Origin of the sequence: Thalassococcus profundi (assembly GCF_003344785.1) — a bacterium.
Taxonomy (GTDB): domain Bacteria; phylum Pseudomonadota; class Alphaproteobacteria; order Rhodobacterales; family Rhodobacteraceae; genus Puniceibacterium; species Puniceibacterium profundi.
Genome location: NZ_QPMK01000016.1, coordinates 109,659 through 125,874, shown reverse-complemented (window position 1 = coordinate 125,874; position 16,216 = coordinate 109,659). Strand labels below are relative to the sequence as shown.

14 protein-coding genes are annotated in these 16,216 nt (G+C 59.8%); 7 read left to right on the top strand and 7 right to left on the bottom strand.

From position 1 onward, the window contains the following. On the top strand, nt 1-113 hold a 113-nt coding region (locus tag DU478_RS17685), incomplete at its 5' end, for an integrase core domain-containing protein (RefSeq protein ID WP_147276379.1). 116 nt (nt 114-229) lie between these two features. On the opposite strand, the gene DU478_RS17680 is transcribed toward DU478_RS17685, so the two are convergent. The 3 genes from DU478_RS17680 to DU478_RS17670 form a co-directional block, all read right to left on the bottom strand. Then, complete coding sequence (locus DU478_RS17680; protein WP_114512291.1) at nt 230-1,753, bottom strand: tripartite tricarboxylate transporter permease; 1,524 nt, start codon at nt 1,751-1,753, stop codon at nt 230-232. A gap of 7 nt (nt 1,754-1,760) precedes the next feature. Further along, nucleotides 1,761-2,249, bottom strand: coding sequence for a tripartite tricarboxylate transporter TctB family protein (locus tag DU478_RS17675; protein WP_114512290.1), 489 nt, complete (start codon nt 2,247-2,249; stop codon nt 1,761-1,763). Between the two features lie 68 nt (nt 2,250-2,317). After that, complete coding sequence (locus DU478_RS17670) at nt 2,318-3,325, bottom strand: Bug family tripartite tricarboxylate transporter substrate binding protein (protein WP_233501393.1); 1,008 nt, start codon at nt 3,323-3,325, stop codon at nt 2,318-2,320. Between the two features lie 192 nt (nt 3,326-3,517). Here DU478_RS17670 and DU478_RS17665 point away from each other — a divergent pair, with 192 nt between their 5' ends. From DU478_RS17665 to DU478_RS17640, 6 genes are all read left to right on the top strand, one after another. Further along, nucleotides 3,518-4,246, top strand: a complete 729-nt coding sequence (locus tag DU478_RS17665; protein ID WP_114512289.1) for a GntR family transcriptional regulator — start codon at nt 3,518-3,520, stop codon at nt 4,244-4,246. 20 nt (nt 4,247-4,266) lie between these two features. Further along, the gene (locus DU478_RS17660; RefSeq protein ID WP_114512288.1) at nt 4,267-5,127 is read left to right on the top strand and encodes an isocitrate lyase/PEP mutase family protein; all 861 of its coding nucleotides are present in this window, start codon (nt 4,267-4,269) and stop codon (nt 5,125-5,127) included. Then, nucleotides 5,117-6,121, top strand: coding sequence for an isocitrate lyase/PEP mutase family protein (locus DU478_RS17655; RefSeq protein ID WP_114512287.1), 1,005 nt, complete (start codon nt 5,117-5,119; stop codon nt 6,119-6,121). The genes DU478_RS17660 and DU478_RS17655 overlap by 11 nt, the downstream gene beginning before the upstream one ends. Before the next feature lie 37 nt (nt 6,122-6,158). Beyond that, nucleotides 6,159-8,840, top strand: coding sequence for an aconitate hydratase AcnA (gene acnA, locus DU478_RS17650; RefSeq protein ID WP_114512286.1), 2,682 nt, complete (start codon nt 6,159-6,161; stop codon nt 8,838-8,840). Continuing rightward, nucleotides 8,837-10,018, top strand: coding sequence for a 2-methylaconitate cis-trans isomerase PrpF family protein (locus tag DU478_RS17645; protein WP_114512285.1), 1,182 nt, complete (start codon nt 8,837-8,839; stop codon nt 10,016-10,018). Before acnA ends, DU478_RS17645 begins: the two co-directional genes overlap by 4 nt. A gap of 1,660 nt (nt 10,019-11,678) precedes the next feature. Next, entirely contained in the window at nt 11,679-12,554 is an 876-nt protein-coding gene (locus tag DU478_RS17640) for a DNA adenine methylase (protein ID WP_199488369.1), read from the top strand. On the opposite strand, the gene DU478_RS22720 is transcribed toward DU478_RS17640, so the two are convergent. The 4 genes from DU478_RS22720 to DU478_RS17625 form a co-directional block, all read right to left on the bottom strand. Beyond that, the gene (locus tag DU478_RS22720) at nt 12,534-13,562 is read right to left on the bottom strand and encodes a hypothetical protein (RefSeq protein ID WP_147276378.1); all 1,029 of its coding nucleotides are present in this window, start codon (nt 13,560-13,562) and stop codon (nt 12,534-12,536) included. The two genes, DU478_RS17640 and DU478_RS22720, sit on opposite strands and share 21 nt — an antisense overlap. A gap of 47 nt (nt 13,563-13,609) precedes the next feature. Then, entirely contained in the window at nt 13,610-14,719 is a 1,110-nt protein-coding gene (locus DU478_RS17635) for a ParB N-terminal domain-containing protein (RefSeq protein ID WP_158545809.1), read from the bottom strand. 144 nt (nt 14,720-14,863) lie between these two features. After that, complete coding sequence (locus DU478_RS22975; protein ID WP_158545808.1) at nt 14,864-15,031, bottom strand: hypothetical protein; 168 nt, start codon at nt 15,029-15,031, stop codon at nt 14,864-14,866. Between the two features lie 169 nt (nt 15,032-15,200). After that, on the bottom strand, nt 15,201-15,947 hold the full coding sequence (locus tag DU478_RS17625) for a S24/S26 family peptidase (protein ID WP_114512281.1): 747 nt from the start codon (nt 15,945-15,947) through the stop codon (nt 15,201-15,203). Nucleotides 15,948-16,216 lie beyond the last annotated feature (269 nt).

The window sequence follows — 16,216 nt, the reverse complement described above, 5'->3', positions numbered from 1 at the left end:
TCGAGCAATGGCGCATCCACTACAACACCGTCAGGCCGCACAGCGCATTAGGCTATCGCCCACCCGCGCCAGAAAGCTTCGTTCCATTGGACCAGCGGCCAACGATGCACTAACAATCAAACCGGACCACCCGATGGGGGCAGACCACTGGCAGTTCTTACACCAAACCATCAATCCTTGGGATCAAACACCAACATGCATCAAGATGCGTTATTCACAGCTCGAGTATTCATTCATGGCTCGAATGTTCGATTCTCCGCCGTACTCTCTTTTGTAAGCGCGCCATCACCCATGGAAGAAACAGGGATAGGATAAGCAGGACGAACAGCCCGAGTGTGATCGGGCGCGACCAGACATAGTCGAAGTTTCCGCCGCTGATCTGGAAGGATCGCAGCAATTCTCCCTCGGCCATGTTCCCGAGGAGCAGTCCGATCACGGCGGCAGCCACGGAGTATTCGTATTTTCGCAGTAGCCATCCGAATAGCGCGAAGACCAGCAGCGTGATCGGACCCGCCATCGTGCCCGTCAGGCCGAAGGCACCAAAAGTCGCCAGGACGAGTACCGAGGGGATCAGGATCCGGAGCGGCACCTTCACCACCGAACTCATCAGGTGCATCAGGAAAATGCCCACGAAGAGAAGCAGCAGCGCCTGGACGATGTTGGCCAGGATCACGGCGTAGACGATGTCGGTCTGCTCGCTCAGAAACCTTGGGCCGCCGGTGATGTTGTGCATCGAGAAGGCCGCCAGCAGCACGGCGGTCCCTGCCCCGCCCGGAATGCCGAGCGCGAAAAGCGCGACCATGCCGCCACCTTCGGAACTACTGTTCGCAGATTCTGAAGCGGCGATGCCGCGCGGGTCGCCCTTGCCGAAACTGTCCGGGCTGCCAGCGCGGCGATGTGCGTCACCATAGGAGACCAAGTTGGCCACCGACGAACCTACTCCCGGGATCGCACCGATCAAGACGCCGTAGACGCTGCCGCGCAAAAGTGTCACTGGCATGCGAAGCGCCTCGCCGATCCCCGACAGGATACGCTTGAGGCTGATGCTGTTCTTGTCCTTCGAATCGACGAGGTAGCCACCGCCGGCGATGCTGAAGAGCTCAGAGGCCGCGAACATCCCGATCATGGCCGGGATGACCGGCACCCCATCGAGGAGAAACGGAGACCCCATCGTGCCACGGATGACGGCGTTCGGGCTCATGCCGATCGTCCCGATCAGCAGGCCCATCGTCCCGGCAAGGATGCTGCGCGCCATGAACTTCCCGCGCAGCGCCGCGATCAGGGTCAGGCCCCAGAGAATGACGACGAACATTTCCGTCGGGCCGAGTTTCAGCACGACGGAGGTCAGCGGCTCGATCAGCAGCAGGAGGGTCATGTACCCGAAGGCGGTTCCGACGGTCGATGCGCCCAAAGCGATGCCCAATGCCTCGCTCGGTCTTCCGCTGCGCGCCATCGGGAAGCCGTCGAATGTCGTGGCGACCGCGGAGGATGTGCCGGGAATGTTCATCAGGATCGCCGAAACCCCGCCTCCGAACATGCCGCCCGTGAAGATCGCCGTAAGGAACAGAAGCGCCGAGAGGAAATCCATTCCGAGCGTGGCGGGAAGGAACACCGCCATCGCCATGCTCGTCTGCAGGCCCGGTACGGATCCGAACAGCAGGCCGATGATCAGGCCGGGTACGACCACCATCCAGGGTTGAAAAGAGCTGAACAGAAGGCTGAACGCATCACCCAGCGCACCGAGATCAATCATTGTATCCTCACAGGAAGAGCGTTGTCATCGGATAGGGCAGAAGCCAGCGAAACAGCAGCGTGCAGAAGGCCGCGAGAACGACGGGGTACAGGAACAGGAAAATCGGTCGGCGCTCGCCGTCGACGATCAGGGCGACGAACACGAAAAGCGCGGACCCGACATCGAAGCCGGTGACCGATAGCGTCAGGATGTATAGGGCGAAGATCGCCATCAGGATCAGCGGATAGAACCTGTCGCGATACCCGACCGGCGCGGTGTCCGCTTCCTCGGCTTCGGGCTCTGCCTTGCCCAACGCGGGGCGCAGGATGACGCCCAGAGCGATCCCCGCCGCGAGAAGCAGCGCCAGGATGCTCGCCGGCAGCACGAGGATGAGGTTCTTGACGCGCGACGACGCCGACCATGCGTCGTGCAGGTACCAGACAGTGATGCCGGCTAGAACGACCAGAAGGGCAAGATGCCCCCAGTCTATGCTGCGTTTCGCGTCTTGGACGGTCATTCAGGGCCTCGATTGACAAGGATTGGGCGTCGGAATGCGGGGCAGCGCCCCACATTCCAAAGATCGCGTCACTGTACGAGGGCGCCGTATTGCTTGAGAATCTCGAAGTTCGACTTGACCCGTTTGGTCGTCCGCTCCGGCCCGAGCCAGTCGGTGCCGATCTCGTTTTCCTCGAGGTGCGCGATGAACTCGGGATCCTGCATCGTGCGTTCGTAGGCCGAGACGATCTTTTCCCAGCGGTCGGGATACTGCTCGGGGAGCTCCGCCGACGCCGCGAGGCCGCGAATGGAGCCGCTGACCACCGGCATCTCGAGATCGACCTCTGCCAGGGCATCGTTCACCACGGGAACGCCGTCCCAGGCCGCGAGCGGCTCTTCGGCGATCACGGCCAGCGGCGTGATCATGTCGCGGATCGCGTCACTGCCTTCGGCGCCCAGAATGGTGAAGTCGACCTGCCCGCCGGCCGCGGCAGCCCGTGCCGCCCCGCCGCTTTCGTAGGTCACGACGTTCAGATTCTCGGCGGGAATGCCCGCCGTGTCCAGGAGGATGTAGGTGGACAGCTCGCCGGCCGATCCGGTCACGACGCTGACGCTGTGTTCGCCGGGATTGTCCCGGATCGCGTTGATCATGCCCGCCACCGAGTCGATCCCGGATTCCGTGCTCGCCGCGATCAGGTCGTTGTCCGACCACTGCCCGTTGATGAAGGCGAAATCGTCCAGCGTGTAATCGGCGCCGGTGTTCAGGATGGAATTCGCAAGGTAGGGCGAGATCGCCGTGGCCAGGAGCGTATAGCCGTCGGCGGGCTGGGCCAGGACATAGGTCGCGGCAAGCTGGCCGCCTGCGCCTTCGCGGTTCACCACGGTGATTGGCTGGCCGATCTCTTCAGTCATGTACTGCGCCAAGGCGCGCGCCGTTCGGTCCGCGCTGCCACCGACACCGAAGCCCACCACGAAGGTTATGGGGCGCTCGGGCCAGGCATCGTCTTGCGCCGCGACCTGCGATGGCAAAACCACGGCCGCCGACAGCAAGAGCGCCATGCCCGCGCGGCGTGACACGTCCAGATTCCTGTTGGTCATCGAATTCTCCTCCTCTGCTGTATTGACCCGCTTTCGCGTATTAATGTCAACATTATTGATGTTCGACCGACCGAGGCAGAAATGTCAACAGTCAATTTTCCATTATTTTACATAGGCGTAACAACGGTATTGACGAATCTTTTTCCGGGGCGCTAGGCTTGAAGCGTGTGAAATGTTGACATTGTGAGGCTCATGTCGATCGTTGACCCCGCCCTGGCCAAAACCGGAACGCTCGCTGACCAGGCCTATGAGGCGCTTGCCAGTTCCATCATCAGTGGCGAATTGCCTCCTGGCATGCGCATGCTCGAGGTCGAGCTGGCCGAGCGTTTCGGTATGAGCCGCGGCCCGCTGCGCGAGGCGATGCGCCGCCTTGAAGAACGCCGCCTGGTCGAGAGAATCTCTCAGCGGGGGGTGCGGGTCGTGCGACTGACCGGCCCGAAACTGCGGGGAATCTACCAGGTCCGCGAGTCGCTCGAAGGCATGGCCTGCCGTCTGGCGGCGCAGAACATGACCGACACGGAGCTTGCCGAGCTGCGGCAGATGCTCGAGGCGCACGAGGCCTACGTGCGCGACAGCGACGACTACAGCCAGAACCGCCGGGACTGGGATTTCCACGACCGGATCGCACGTGGGTCGAAGAACGAGATGATCGTGTCGCTGCTGTGCGACGACCTTTACCAGCTTCTCAAGCTCTACCGGAACCAGCACAAGTCCAAGCCCGGGCGCGCGCGCCGCGCCCTGCAGGAACACTGGCGCATCTTCGGGGCGCTCGAGGATCGCGACGGCGAACTGGCGGAAATGCTGATGCGCCGGCACATCGGCGCGGCGCTCACCGTCTTCGAACCCGACTGGGCGTGCGACGAGGACGAAGGGACCGTACCGACCGATCTCGTCCCGGGCGGACTGCAGGCACGAACATGAAGAACGAAGGGAGACCCACAATGAAAGCATCAACACGGTTGCGCCAGTTGATGGCCGAAGGTGGCCCGGTGGTGGCGCCGGGTGGCTATGACGGCATCTCGGCCCGGATGATCGAGCGCGCGGGCTTTCCTGCGGTCTATGCCAGCGGCGGCGCGATCTCGCGCAGTACCGGCATTCCCGACCTCGGCCTGATGAGCATGTCCGAGATTACCGAGCGGCTGGCCACCATGGTCGATGCGGTCGATATACCGGTGATTGCCGATGCAGACACCGGCTATGGCAACGCCCTCAACGCACAGCACATGGTGCGGGCGTTCGAACGCGCAGGCGTTGCGGGCTTTCATCTCGAGGACCAGCAGTTCCCGAAACGCTGCGGACATTACGACGACAAGTCGATTGTCCCAACCCGCGAAATGACCCAGAAAATCCGCGCGGTTAAGGATGCCGCTACCGATACCGACCTGGTTCTGATCGCGCGCACGGACGGGCTTGCCGTCGAAGGCTTCGACGCCACCATCGACCGCGCGCATGCCTACATGGAGGCCGGAGCGGACGTCATCTTTGTCGAGGCGCCGACCAGTGTCGAGCAGATCGAACGCATCGCGGAGCTGCTGCCCTATCCCAAGCTGGTCAACATGTTCGCAGGCGGGAAGACCCCGCTGATGCCGTCGGACCGGCTGGGCGAACTGGGTTACAACCTGGTCATCATCCCCAGCGATCTGCAGCGCGCGGCGCTGTTCGCGATGGAGCAGACGCTGGCGGCGATCAAGCGCGAAGGCTCTTCCGAGGCCTACCAGGACTACATGGTCTCCTTTTCCGACCGGGAAGAAATCATCGGCACCAAGACCTGGCTCGACCGGGACAAGGCCTATGCCGTCTGATCACGTTGACCGATGGCTGTCGCCCGTGCCCCCTGCCCTGCGCCGCAGACGACTGCGGGAGGCGCTCGCCGCGCAGGGGATCGTGGTGGCACCGGGTGCGGACAATGGCATGACCGCGCGTCTGGTGGAGGAGGCCGGATTTCCCGCCGTCTACATGACGGGCTCCGGTGTCGCCAACAGCCTGACGGGAAAGCCGGATGTCGGCCTGCTGACCCTGACCGAAACCGCCATGATGGCCCGCTTCTTGGTCGAGGCGACCGGGCTGCCGGTAATATTCGACGCTGACGATGGCTACGGGAACGCGATCAACGTAATCCGCACCGTCCGCGAATTCGACGCCGCCGGCGCATCCGCGATGCAGATCGAGGACCAGGTCAGCCCCAAGCGGTGCGGTTCCATTGCCGGCAAGGAGGTCATTCCGGCCCAGGACATGGTGGGCAAGATCCAGGCCGCTCTCGACGCGCGCAGCACCGGACCGCAGGAAGAGCGGATGCTGGTGATCGCCAGAACCGACGCGCGGGGACCCCACGGGCTGGATGAGGCCATCCGGCGCGGGCGGCTCTACGCGGCCGCCGGGGCGGACATGATCTTTCCCGACGCGCTTCTGTCGGCCGAGGAATACGCACGCTTCGCCGCCGAGGTGCCGGGACCGAAGATGTTCAACATGGGCGGCTATGCCAGGGCGCGGACGACCCCCAAGCTGCCGATAGAAGACGTGCAGGCGATGGGCTACGCGCTGGTGATCTTTCCGCTGGCATCGATCCGGGCCGGTGTGCGCGCCCAGATCGATTTCCTCGCAGGGCTGCGCAATCGGGGCACGCAATACGAGATCGAGCACATCGCCGCGCTCGAAGGCCACCCGGTCGAGAATTGGTACGACTTCTCGGGCATCGGCACCGTCCGCGCCCTCGAAGCCCGCTACCTCGATCCCGACCGGATCGCCAAACGCTATGAAACGGGCGCTGGATATCGGCCGGTCCTATTGCCGGAGTGACCACGCGATGGCCCGAGGGTCAGACAAGGGAGACACCATGGGACGCAGCCTCGACAGTCTCGACACGAGCCGGACGATGGACGTGGGCGGGCAACCGATTGCCTATTTCAGCCTGAAGGCGGCGGAGGAAGCCGGTGCCGGCGCGGTCACCCGCATGCCTCGGTCCTTGAAGGTCCTGTACGAGAACCTCCTGCGCCACGAGGACGGCAACGCGGTGAGCAAGGACCATCTTCTGCGGTTCGCCGACGCCGCCGCGGCGCCGGACCGCGAGATGGAGATCTTCTTTCACCCGACACGCATCCTGATGAACGACTCCGCGGGTATTCCGCTGATGGCCGATCTCGCCGCGCTGAGGGCGGCCGCCGCGCGCAACGGCGCGGACCCGGCGCTGGTCAACCCGCAGATCCCCGCCGACATGGTGGTCGACCATTCGGTCATGGTCGATGCCTACGGCTCCAAGGGCGCCTTCGACGCAAATCTGGACATCGAATTCGAGCGCAACGAAGAGCGCTATCTGTTCCTGCGTTGGGCGCAGGAGGCATTCGACAACTTTCGCGTGGTACCGCCGGGCACCGGCATCTGCCACCAGGTCAACCTGGAATACCTGTCCCGCGGGGTCTGGACGACAACCGACGGCAACACGGTCATCGCCCATCCCGAGACGCTTCTGGGCACGGACAGCCATACCCCGATGATCAACGGCATTGGCGTGCTGGGCTGGGGCGTCGGCGGCGTGGAGGGCGGCACCGCCCTGCTGGGCCAGCCCGTCACCATGATGGTGCCCCGAGTCGTCGGCTGTCACCTGACGGGACGCCTGCCGACCGGCACGACCGCCACCGACCTCGTCCTGACGATCACCGAACGGCTGCGCGCGCATGGCGTCGTCGGCAGCTTCGTCGAATTCTACGGAGACGGCCTGCGGTCCCTGTCGCTTTCCGACCGCGCCACGCTCGCCAACATGGCGCCCGAGTACGGCGCGACCATGGGCTTCTTCCCGATCGACGAGGAAACGCTGAGATATCTCGATGCCACCGCCCGCGGCGGCGAGCATCTGGAGCTGGTGGAAACCTATTGCCGCACGCAAGGTCTGTGGCACGATCCCGACGAGGTCCAGCCGGACTATGCGGAAACGGTGAAGGTCGATCTCGGGGGCATCGAACCCAGCATTGCAGGGCCGCGGCGACCGCAGGACCGGGTTCTTCTGGCCGACGCGGCGGCAAGCTTCGCAGATCTTGCCAAGGGCTATGACGCCTTGCCCCACGGCGCCGCCCCGGTCACAGGGCAGGATTGGACGCTGGATCACGGCGACGTGGTGATCGCCAGCATCACCAGCTGCACCAACACGTCCAACCCGTCCGTGATGCTCGCCGCCGGAATGCTGGCGCGCAACGCGGTCGCGCGCGGCCTTTCGGTCAAGCCCTGGGTCAAGACGTCGCTTGCGCCCGGCTCGCGGGTCGTGGCCGATTACCTCGCGAAGATGGGCCTGCAGGACCCGCTGGATGAACTGGGGTTTCACCTCGTCGGGTTCGGCTGCATGACCTGCATGGGTAATTCCGGTCCCCTCGATCCGGCCATTGCCGAGGCCATTGAAAATCATGGTGTCGCCGCCAGCGCGGTGCTGTCAGGCAATCGCAATTTCGAGGGTCGCATCCACCCGCACGTGCGGTCGAACTACATCTGCTCCCCGCCCCTCGTGGTGGCCTATGCGCTCGCGGGCAGCCTGCGCACGGACCTCACGCGCGTCCCGCTGGGCACCGGTCGCGACGGGCAGGACGTCTACCTCAGGGATATCTGGCCAACCGCCGAAGAATTGGCAGAGGCGGTGGACAGGGCGCTGGACCCCGAGACCTTCCGGGAGCGTTACGGCGACGTCTTCGCAGGCGAGGCGCGGTGGAAAGCTGTCAAGGCGCCCGCCAGCGGCACATTCGAATGGAACGAGGACAGCTTCTACATGAAGGAGCCGCCCTTTTTCCGGAACATCGGCCCGACCCTCACGGACATGCAGGACATCGAGGGCGCGCGCGTTCTGGCGCTGCTGGGCGACAGCATCACCACCGATCACATCTCGCCAGTGGGGACGATCACCGCCAGTTCGGCCGCCGGCCAATACCTGCAAGAGCTTGGCATCGAACCGAAGGACTTCAATTCCTTCGCGGCGCGCCGGGTCAACCACGAGGTGATGATCCGAGGCGCCTTTGCCAATATCCGCATCCGCAACGAAATGGCCGACGGGCGCGAAGGCGGCTGGACGCGCGATCCCGACAGCGAAGAGATCGTGCCGATCCATGTCGCCGCCGAACGCCAGAGGGAAAAGGGCGTGCCGCTCGTGGTTGTCGCGGGCAAGGACTACGGCGTCGGCTCGTCGCGGGACTGGGCCGCCAAAGGGACGACCCTGCTCGGCGTGCGCGCGATCATCGCGGAAGGCTTCGAACGGATTCACCGCTCGAATCTGATCGGGTTCGGCGTGATGCCGCTCCAGTTCACCGATGGTGTCACATGGCAGACGCTTGGTCTCGACGGATCCGAGACATTCGACATCGGCGGGATCGCAGAAGGACTGGAGCCGCGACGCCTTCTGCCCTGCCGGATCACGCGGGCCGACGGCAGCGTCACCGAGACCGATCTTGTCTGCAGGCTCGATACGGCGGTGGAACTCGACTATTACCGAAACGGCGGCAGCCTGCATTACGTGCTCCGCAACGCGATGGGGCACGCATGACCATGACCAGGCACACCGTCCGCCAGTTGCGCATCCCGGCCGTCTTCATGCGCGGCGGCACCAGCAAGGCGATCATCCTCCACGCCCGCGATCTGCCCGAGGATGAGGCCGAACGGCACCGGATCTTCCTGCGCGCCATCGGCAGCCCGGATTCCGGGCGCCGCCAGCTCGACGGCCTGGGCGGCGGTGTCTCGTCGCTGTCGAAGATCTGCGTGATTGGACCACCGACCCGGCCGGATGCTGACGTGGACTACACCTTTATCCAGATCCCCGTGACCGGCGACGTTCCGGACTACAGTGCGAATTGCGGGAACATGTCCTCGGCCATCGGTCCCTTTTGCGTCGAAGAGGGCCTTGTTTCGACGGACGATGGCGAAACGGTCATCAGGATCCACAACACCAACACATCCAAGATCATCGAGAGCCGGTTCCAGGTGCAGGATGGCCTGCCGCTGGTCGAGGGCGACTTCGTGAATCCCGGCGTCGCCGGATCAGGGGCTCCGATCCAGCTCGATTTTCTCGATCCCGGAGGCGCCGGAACCGGTCGGCTCCTGCCGACCGGCACTGTGCTCGACACCCTCGACGATCCGATCCTGGACGGCCCCGTGACGGCGTCGTTGGTGGATGCCACAAATGCGGTGGTCTTCGTTCACGCCGAAACGATGGGCCTGACCGGCTACGAGACACCGGACGACATCGAGGCGCGCGGCGACGTCATGGCACGACTAGAGGCCATCCGTTGCGTTGCCAGCGTGAGAGTGGGGCTGGCGCCCGACACCAACGCGGCGCGTACCCTTGCCGGCAGCCCCAAGATCGCGATGGTCGCGGCACCGCGGGCCTATGTAAGCACCGCCGGGGAGGAGATCGCCGCAGACGACTTCGACATCGCCGTGCGGATGATTTCCATGGGCCAGGCGCATCGCGCGGTGACACTCACGGGCGCCATGTGCACGGGCGTCGCCGCGGGCATCGCTGGCAGCTGTGTTGCCGACACCGCTGGCTCCGAGCTAGGAGATCTGGTCAGGATCGGCCATTCCTCAGGTGTGATGCCGGTGAAGGCTCAGGTTCTGAAAGACGATACCGGATGGCAGGTCGAGCGCGCCACGGTATTCCGGACATCGCGGCGCTTGATGGAAGGCAGTGTGCTTGTTCCTCCGCCACCAAGTAAAGACGCGTGACCTTGAGCCAAACGCGCAAAGCCTTGCAGCCAAAAATACTGAGATACTTCTTGATTTCCTCGTAGAATATTGGACCGTCCCGATGCCCGTTGTTGCGCAAGGTTCATGAAGCCGGACCACTCCTGTCCACCGGCGCACTTATCCGATAGGCCTTGTGATAGGTATTTTGAGCGCGGCGAAGCCGTTTAGGACAGCGGAGCGGATATGGGAGTCGGAGGCTTGGCGATCTAAGATCAGGATGCATTGATTTCCAACGTGCTGCGTGCTTCACGGCTTGGAAAACGGAACGATGAGATGATCAACCTATATTCGCTGGCCTACGAGCAAGTGGCACGTCTGCAACTCTCCGTTCCGAGAATGTAATGGAACGCCAAAGGTCGGTGACAAAAGGAACTGCGTGTTGGGGGTATGCCGTTCAAACAATGAGGTCTCTTGGCTGGTTGAGCAGTCTGGTTCTAGATCAATGGCTTATACGAGAGAACGTTGGACTCCGGTCCCATCCCCTCCGCCACTTGCTCTTGCGAAAGCGTTCTCTTTTTCGGGCCGCGGCCGGAATTTCTTTTGTTTTCAAAGGGGTTTGTGGGTCAGGCTGAGCACCGCGTTGTCGGCTGACGGCCCAAAATTCGTTCTCTCAGCCGAATATTCTCCGGACCTGATGACTGCTCGCGTTTGGTGAATTTTTTGCAACCCACTGTGAGTAATGGATTTTCCGGTAGGCCAACCGAAACACTTCGACCGGAGTTCCGTTCGCCGAGATGGAACAGAAATCGAACATTCGCCGGTGCGTATGTCTCGCGCAATTCACTGCTTGCTGCGGTGCGGCAAACGTTGCGCTACTCCCCATCGCCTGGACAGTTTCCGGGATGATTTAAGCTATTCTCTGCCCCTGCTGGACGGTTTTGATCTGGTTGAAGTAGACCACGGCGGGCGGCTGTCCGCCATGGGCGGCGTTAGGCCGCTGGTGATTGTAGAGGGTGATCCACCGCGCCACTGTTGATTGACACTCATTCTTACAGTGATGACGGAACAGCCTATGTGACCCGGGAAGTGCCCGGATCGGCCAGTAAAACAAGGCTTTCCAGAGTGTGGGCCAAGCGCGGTCATCGACGAGTGCATTGACATTGCAGAGCTGCCCATATGCCCCATTATGCGCCTTTTCGGCCCGAACCTGGCGCTCCGGGGCTGTCGGCGGCCCTATCCGGCTAAGCCCTGTTCAATACACGTTAAATGACCGTTGTACCGTATCAGAATGGACCGATCAGGAGCCCCTGTGAGCTTGCGGAACTGGGAAGTTGGCTTCCCAGTTAGGTCGGCACTTCCCAGAACGGCATTTTCTCATAAAAATCAGTCTGTTGACGAAATTCGCATCGCATAAGCTCGGAAATTTTCTGGGAAGCGATTTTTTCTAGCGTGTTCGATCTGCGGTACCAATATTGCCGCCGGACCGTTTCTCTTAGAACACACGATCGCATCTGCCCCGACCAACCTTGCGCTATTCTATAAACCGTTCAACTGTGCTTAACTGTCGCCCATTGGACTTCGGCCTGGCGGACCGGCACCTCCGTAACTCCAAAGTGAGAACGCCGAAAACGTGCCTAGCCAGACCTTGGTAAGGGCTTCTCGCCGTGCTATCGACCTCCTGCGACGATGGAGAATGATCGTGAGCGGCATAGGTCGAGATGCATACAAGAGGCCGCGGACGATATCTGCGGTTTCTCCTTTCCGCTATCCAGGCGGTAAGGGGTTTTTGGCCCCGTTCCTTGCACAACACATGGCAGAAATCGGAGTGCCGATGACTGTCTTTGCGGAGCCGTTTGCGGGCGGGGCCGGGTCAGCTCTGAGGCTTCTGAAGGATGGCCTGGTAGAGAGCTTGATCTTAAATGACCTTGACATTCGAGTCTACTCAGCCTGGCGAGCGATGCTCCGTGAGAACGAACGCTTTCAAGAGAGACTTTCCACTATAGAACCGGATCTTGCGACTTGGAATGCCTGCCGTGAGACCGTTGAGAGAGCCAGCAGCGAGTATAGCTTCGAACTCGGCTTCGCGACCTTTTTCATAAATCGCACCAGCAGGGCTGGGATCATTGTAGGCTCCGGCCCGATTGGAGGGTACAATCAAGATGGCAAATGGCGTCTGGATGCACGGTTCTACAAGGACACGATGTTAAAAAGAATCGACTGGCTAGGAAAAAACTCCAGCCGAATCGAGATAACCCACCGAAATGCATTGGAATTTTTGGAGTGGTCCGTTAAACACTATTCGGTTAACAGTACTTTCTATTTCATTGACCCGCCCTACGTTGCAGCGGGTTCCCGACTATACTTCAATTCTATGGAAGAGGCTGATCACCGTGCATTGGCAAGTCGCCTTCACTCAGGAGACGTCAAGCATTGGCTTTTGACCTATGACAGGAGCGATTTAGTCGCTGATCTGTACGAAAACTCAGATTTATATCAGCTTGAGGTTCCGTATAGCCTTGGCACAAGCAGGAACGAAAGAGAGTTTTTGGTAGCGTCAAACGCGATCGGAATTTGAGCCTACCACAAGTAAGACCGGACCATAGCCCCCTTCGTATCTAAAATCGCAAAGCTCGCGAAGCTTCTCCGCAGCGGCAGACTTCGCCCGTAGAAACTGCCGGGCTTCGGCTCTTGAGCCTATTGGTGACGCGTCAAGGTGGTCCAACAAGCGTTCTCTCCAAAAATATTGGCAATTTGCCTCGTGACAGTTGTTCTCAGCCGCGTCGCCTCTTGGTTCGCAGTGCGCGAAAACGCCAGCCCAAGTGACTGCCGTCCCGTCGATCAAAAAATTGCGAAATCTCATAATTCGATCTCCTGACATCATCTTAGTGTCAAGGTTTGCCATTTGCCGAGTTGCACCAACGATGCGCGCTGCAGGAGGGGTGTCGTAAAGATCAATGACGAGAGCATCGACACCGCCATCGTTGGCGTTCTTTTGTTTATCGTTGAGGTCCTCATACCGCTTGCTGCGGATTTTAGGTAGTAAACCTCCTATCCGGTCGATGGCTGGAAGTAGCCCTTCCTTGGCTGAACGCGCATCACCGATCAAAAAGGGGATCGAGTTATGGTATTGGGCAACAGAGATCGCTGAGACAACCTCGAAAACACTATCGAAATGCTTATAAAAGCTGGACCTACCATCTTTTACTCCGTTAGGCGTTTCCTTCCAAACATCGACGAGTTCATGCCGAAGAAGTTGCTGAAATTGCATCGCAAGGTATGCAAGTGCTTCGATGTTTTGATCGATGTCAGGTGTCAGAAGTAAAAGCAGCCCAGTATTCTGGCCGATAACGAATGGGTACTCAAACCCATGATCTAAAGCTGAAATCGCAGCCCCTTTTATTTCATCTTCGAACAGTTCCTTCAGTCGTTCAAAAGCTATCTGCGGCTCCTCTAAAAGTTCGTGCAGTTCGGAGAACCGTTCGTCTTCTGTTGCTGTCCCTAGCAGCGCGTCTCGGTCAAGTTTAAGATCAGAAACTTTCACCGCCTCAATGCCAAGTGCCGCAATTTCTGCCCATGCTAACATGACATGGGCCGGGTATGGTCTGTCGATGGGCCTAAGCTCGAACCAAATCACTCGATGTCTGCTCCCACATCGAGCTTTTGCAACGCCGAGAATAGATATCGCCGTGCCTTTTCGATCTGCTTTCTTGCGTCCTCGATCTCACCTTTCTCGAGATGCTCTACAACTTCGAACACGCCCTCATCCAGCAAGCGGGAATTGTGTAGTGCTGCAGAAAGCCGCTGTTTCCAGTCGCCCGCGTCAAGCCCAGCCGCTTTGTATGCGTAATCTAAGTCCTTTGTTTCTCTTAGCGCCGCGAGACCGTTCTCTGTTGCAATCACTTTTTGCAGTCTTGGCCGATCAGTTCCTTGCCTCGCAATCACCGATTTCTCGCCGAACAGCCAATCCCAAAGTTCTTTCAGTCTCGGCACTGCATCTGGCGGCACGGGATTGTCGCGAACATCGTCAGCAGATAGGGGGCCAGGCGAAAAGCCTAGGAAACTCCGTGTGGGCGGATGGTTCAGCATAGTATAGAGGTGTGAAAATTCGATCGGCTTGTCGCCTTCCACAGGCGCATCAGCAATACCTTCGGCAATAGCCTGTTGATAGACCTTATAGCCTACAAAGGTACGAAGCAGCACTGACGGGCCATCTCCGAGTTTGTCGGAGAGATCCTGCATTTTCTCCTTTCGAGATACTGCGGAAATTTCCGCCTCCAAGAGACGAACGCCGAAGCGGGCCTTGGCGATCGACGACCAAGTCGCAGGACCGTTGACATGCTTGAAACCAATGAAGGCGTCAGCTTCTGCGCGGTCACGAACTACCACTACTGGAAGAGTGTCTATAGAGGCTCTTTGGGAGGGACCTAGTTCCGGCAAGGCTCTCATAGCCGAACGTCCTAGCTCACTAGGATTGATTAACGTTTTGCAGGCGGCGAGCCGTCGGTTACCCTCAATAACGATGAAACGACCTTCTGACGCTCCAGGGATAGCAATCAATGGCTCGAAGCGCTCGAAGCCAACTTGGGCAATGGAGCGCCAAAGTTCTTTCAAGTCAGCGCTTTCGTAAAGAATGCGTAAGGCCTCGTTCTGATCCTCCGCTGCAAGCAAACCAAACCTGGGATTCTGTAGGTCTAGATCAAGCTGCTCCAGAGGGATCTCTTGCTGGCGATCGTTCTGCATGTGCATCCCTAGTGACGTGAGGTGGACTATCGAAGGCCTTGGTCAGAGAGTCAAAGCGAGTCTGCTTCTTGACGAATTGACTATAGCCCTCAAGTGGGGCCACGTTACCGCCCTCAAAAAGAGGAACGATGAAGGAAAGATGATCTAGTCAGTTCTCTTCAGCACCGATCCGTCGCGATAGCAGGCCACGGACCACTTGTTCGCGAACTCGTCGATCATCATCTGGCGGGTTTGCGGGGTCTGCATTCGGGGCTGGGCGTAGGCGTCTAGGATCATCTCGCGCAGGCCAGGCTCGGATCCCAGTCGTTCCATCATCTCATCGATGCCCCAACCACCAAGCTGGCGATGGCCCATAACTGTAGATGCAATGACGCCCTCTGCAGCGCAAACAGATGAGCTCTCGGCCGCCGCATTAGTGGCTGAAAGAATTAAAATCCCTACTCCAACGAAACGGTTTCTCATTTCACATGTCCGCATATAATCACACCTTATTTATAAGAGCCTTCGCTCTGTTCAATAGATCAAGCCTTTCGTGGTTGCTGATCCAAGGTCGCGGCAGATCATCAAAGCGCGCAACGACTTGACCGATATACTGGAAATCCGAAAATTGAGGTCCTTTTGCGACAACCGGTAGCGTATATCGGCCTTCAAAAAAAACAACCGCACTATTCTTTGAAGGCGCTAACGCCCAACCTACTCCTATTGCGCTATTGAAACGGAATACTGACAGCTCAGCATCTGGCGACAACTCTTTGGAGGCATCGACAAGCAAAAGATCGCCAGAACCCAGAGTTGGGGCCATATCATCGTTCGGCGTCGATACCAGGTAAGTATCGTCGGGCCGCAGCCCTTGTTCGATCAACCAAGACCTCGCCAGTGCAATCGGACCCACGCCGCGATGTCCTTTGTCCTGTTGATGGAAAGGTATCGGCAAGAAGCCCATGCGGAGCGCTTCGGGACTGCCGTCCACCGAGGGGTCGATCCGTGCGACCGCATCTTCAGAGAAGTCGGACGCCTTTTGCATCGGCCTAGGGGGCCCGATGTAGAACTCCAGGCCCATCGCTTCGCAGATTTCCTTGGCCCTCTCAATGTTGGGTACGGTTCGCTTTTCGTCTTTACGGACGATAGTGCGGAGAAACCCCTGCCGCCATCCATTCTTCGCCTCGAAGCTGTTCACGTTCTCACCAAGCTCGGCGAGACGGTCTTCGACCAGTTGACGAAAATCCATTGGTGCTCCTGCGACTGCAGTTGGGAAAATGCCCTACAAAAAATGATCTTGCAATTTGGCATATCCCTAACATACAGTTGGGCAAATGCCAAACAGGAGTTTAGGCGATGTCCACAGACCAGCTACTGCAGCTTGCGAGGGAGTTCGGCCGCCATAAGGGGTTAAAGCTTTCCACGGTCGGTGCTTACACGGCGAACGACGGGAAGTTCTTTCTGAGGATCGCGGGGGGGGCTGGCTGCACTCTCAACACCGCCATGCGGATCTGTCAG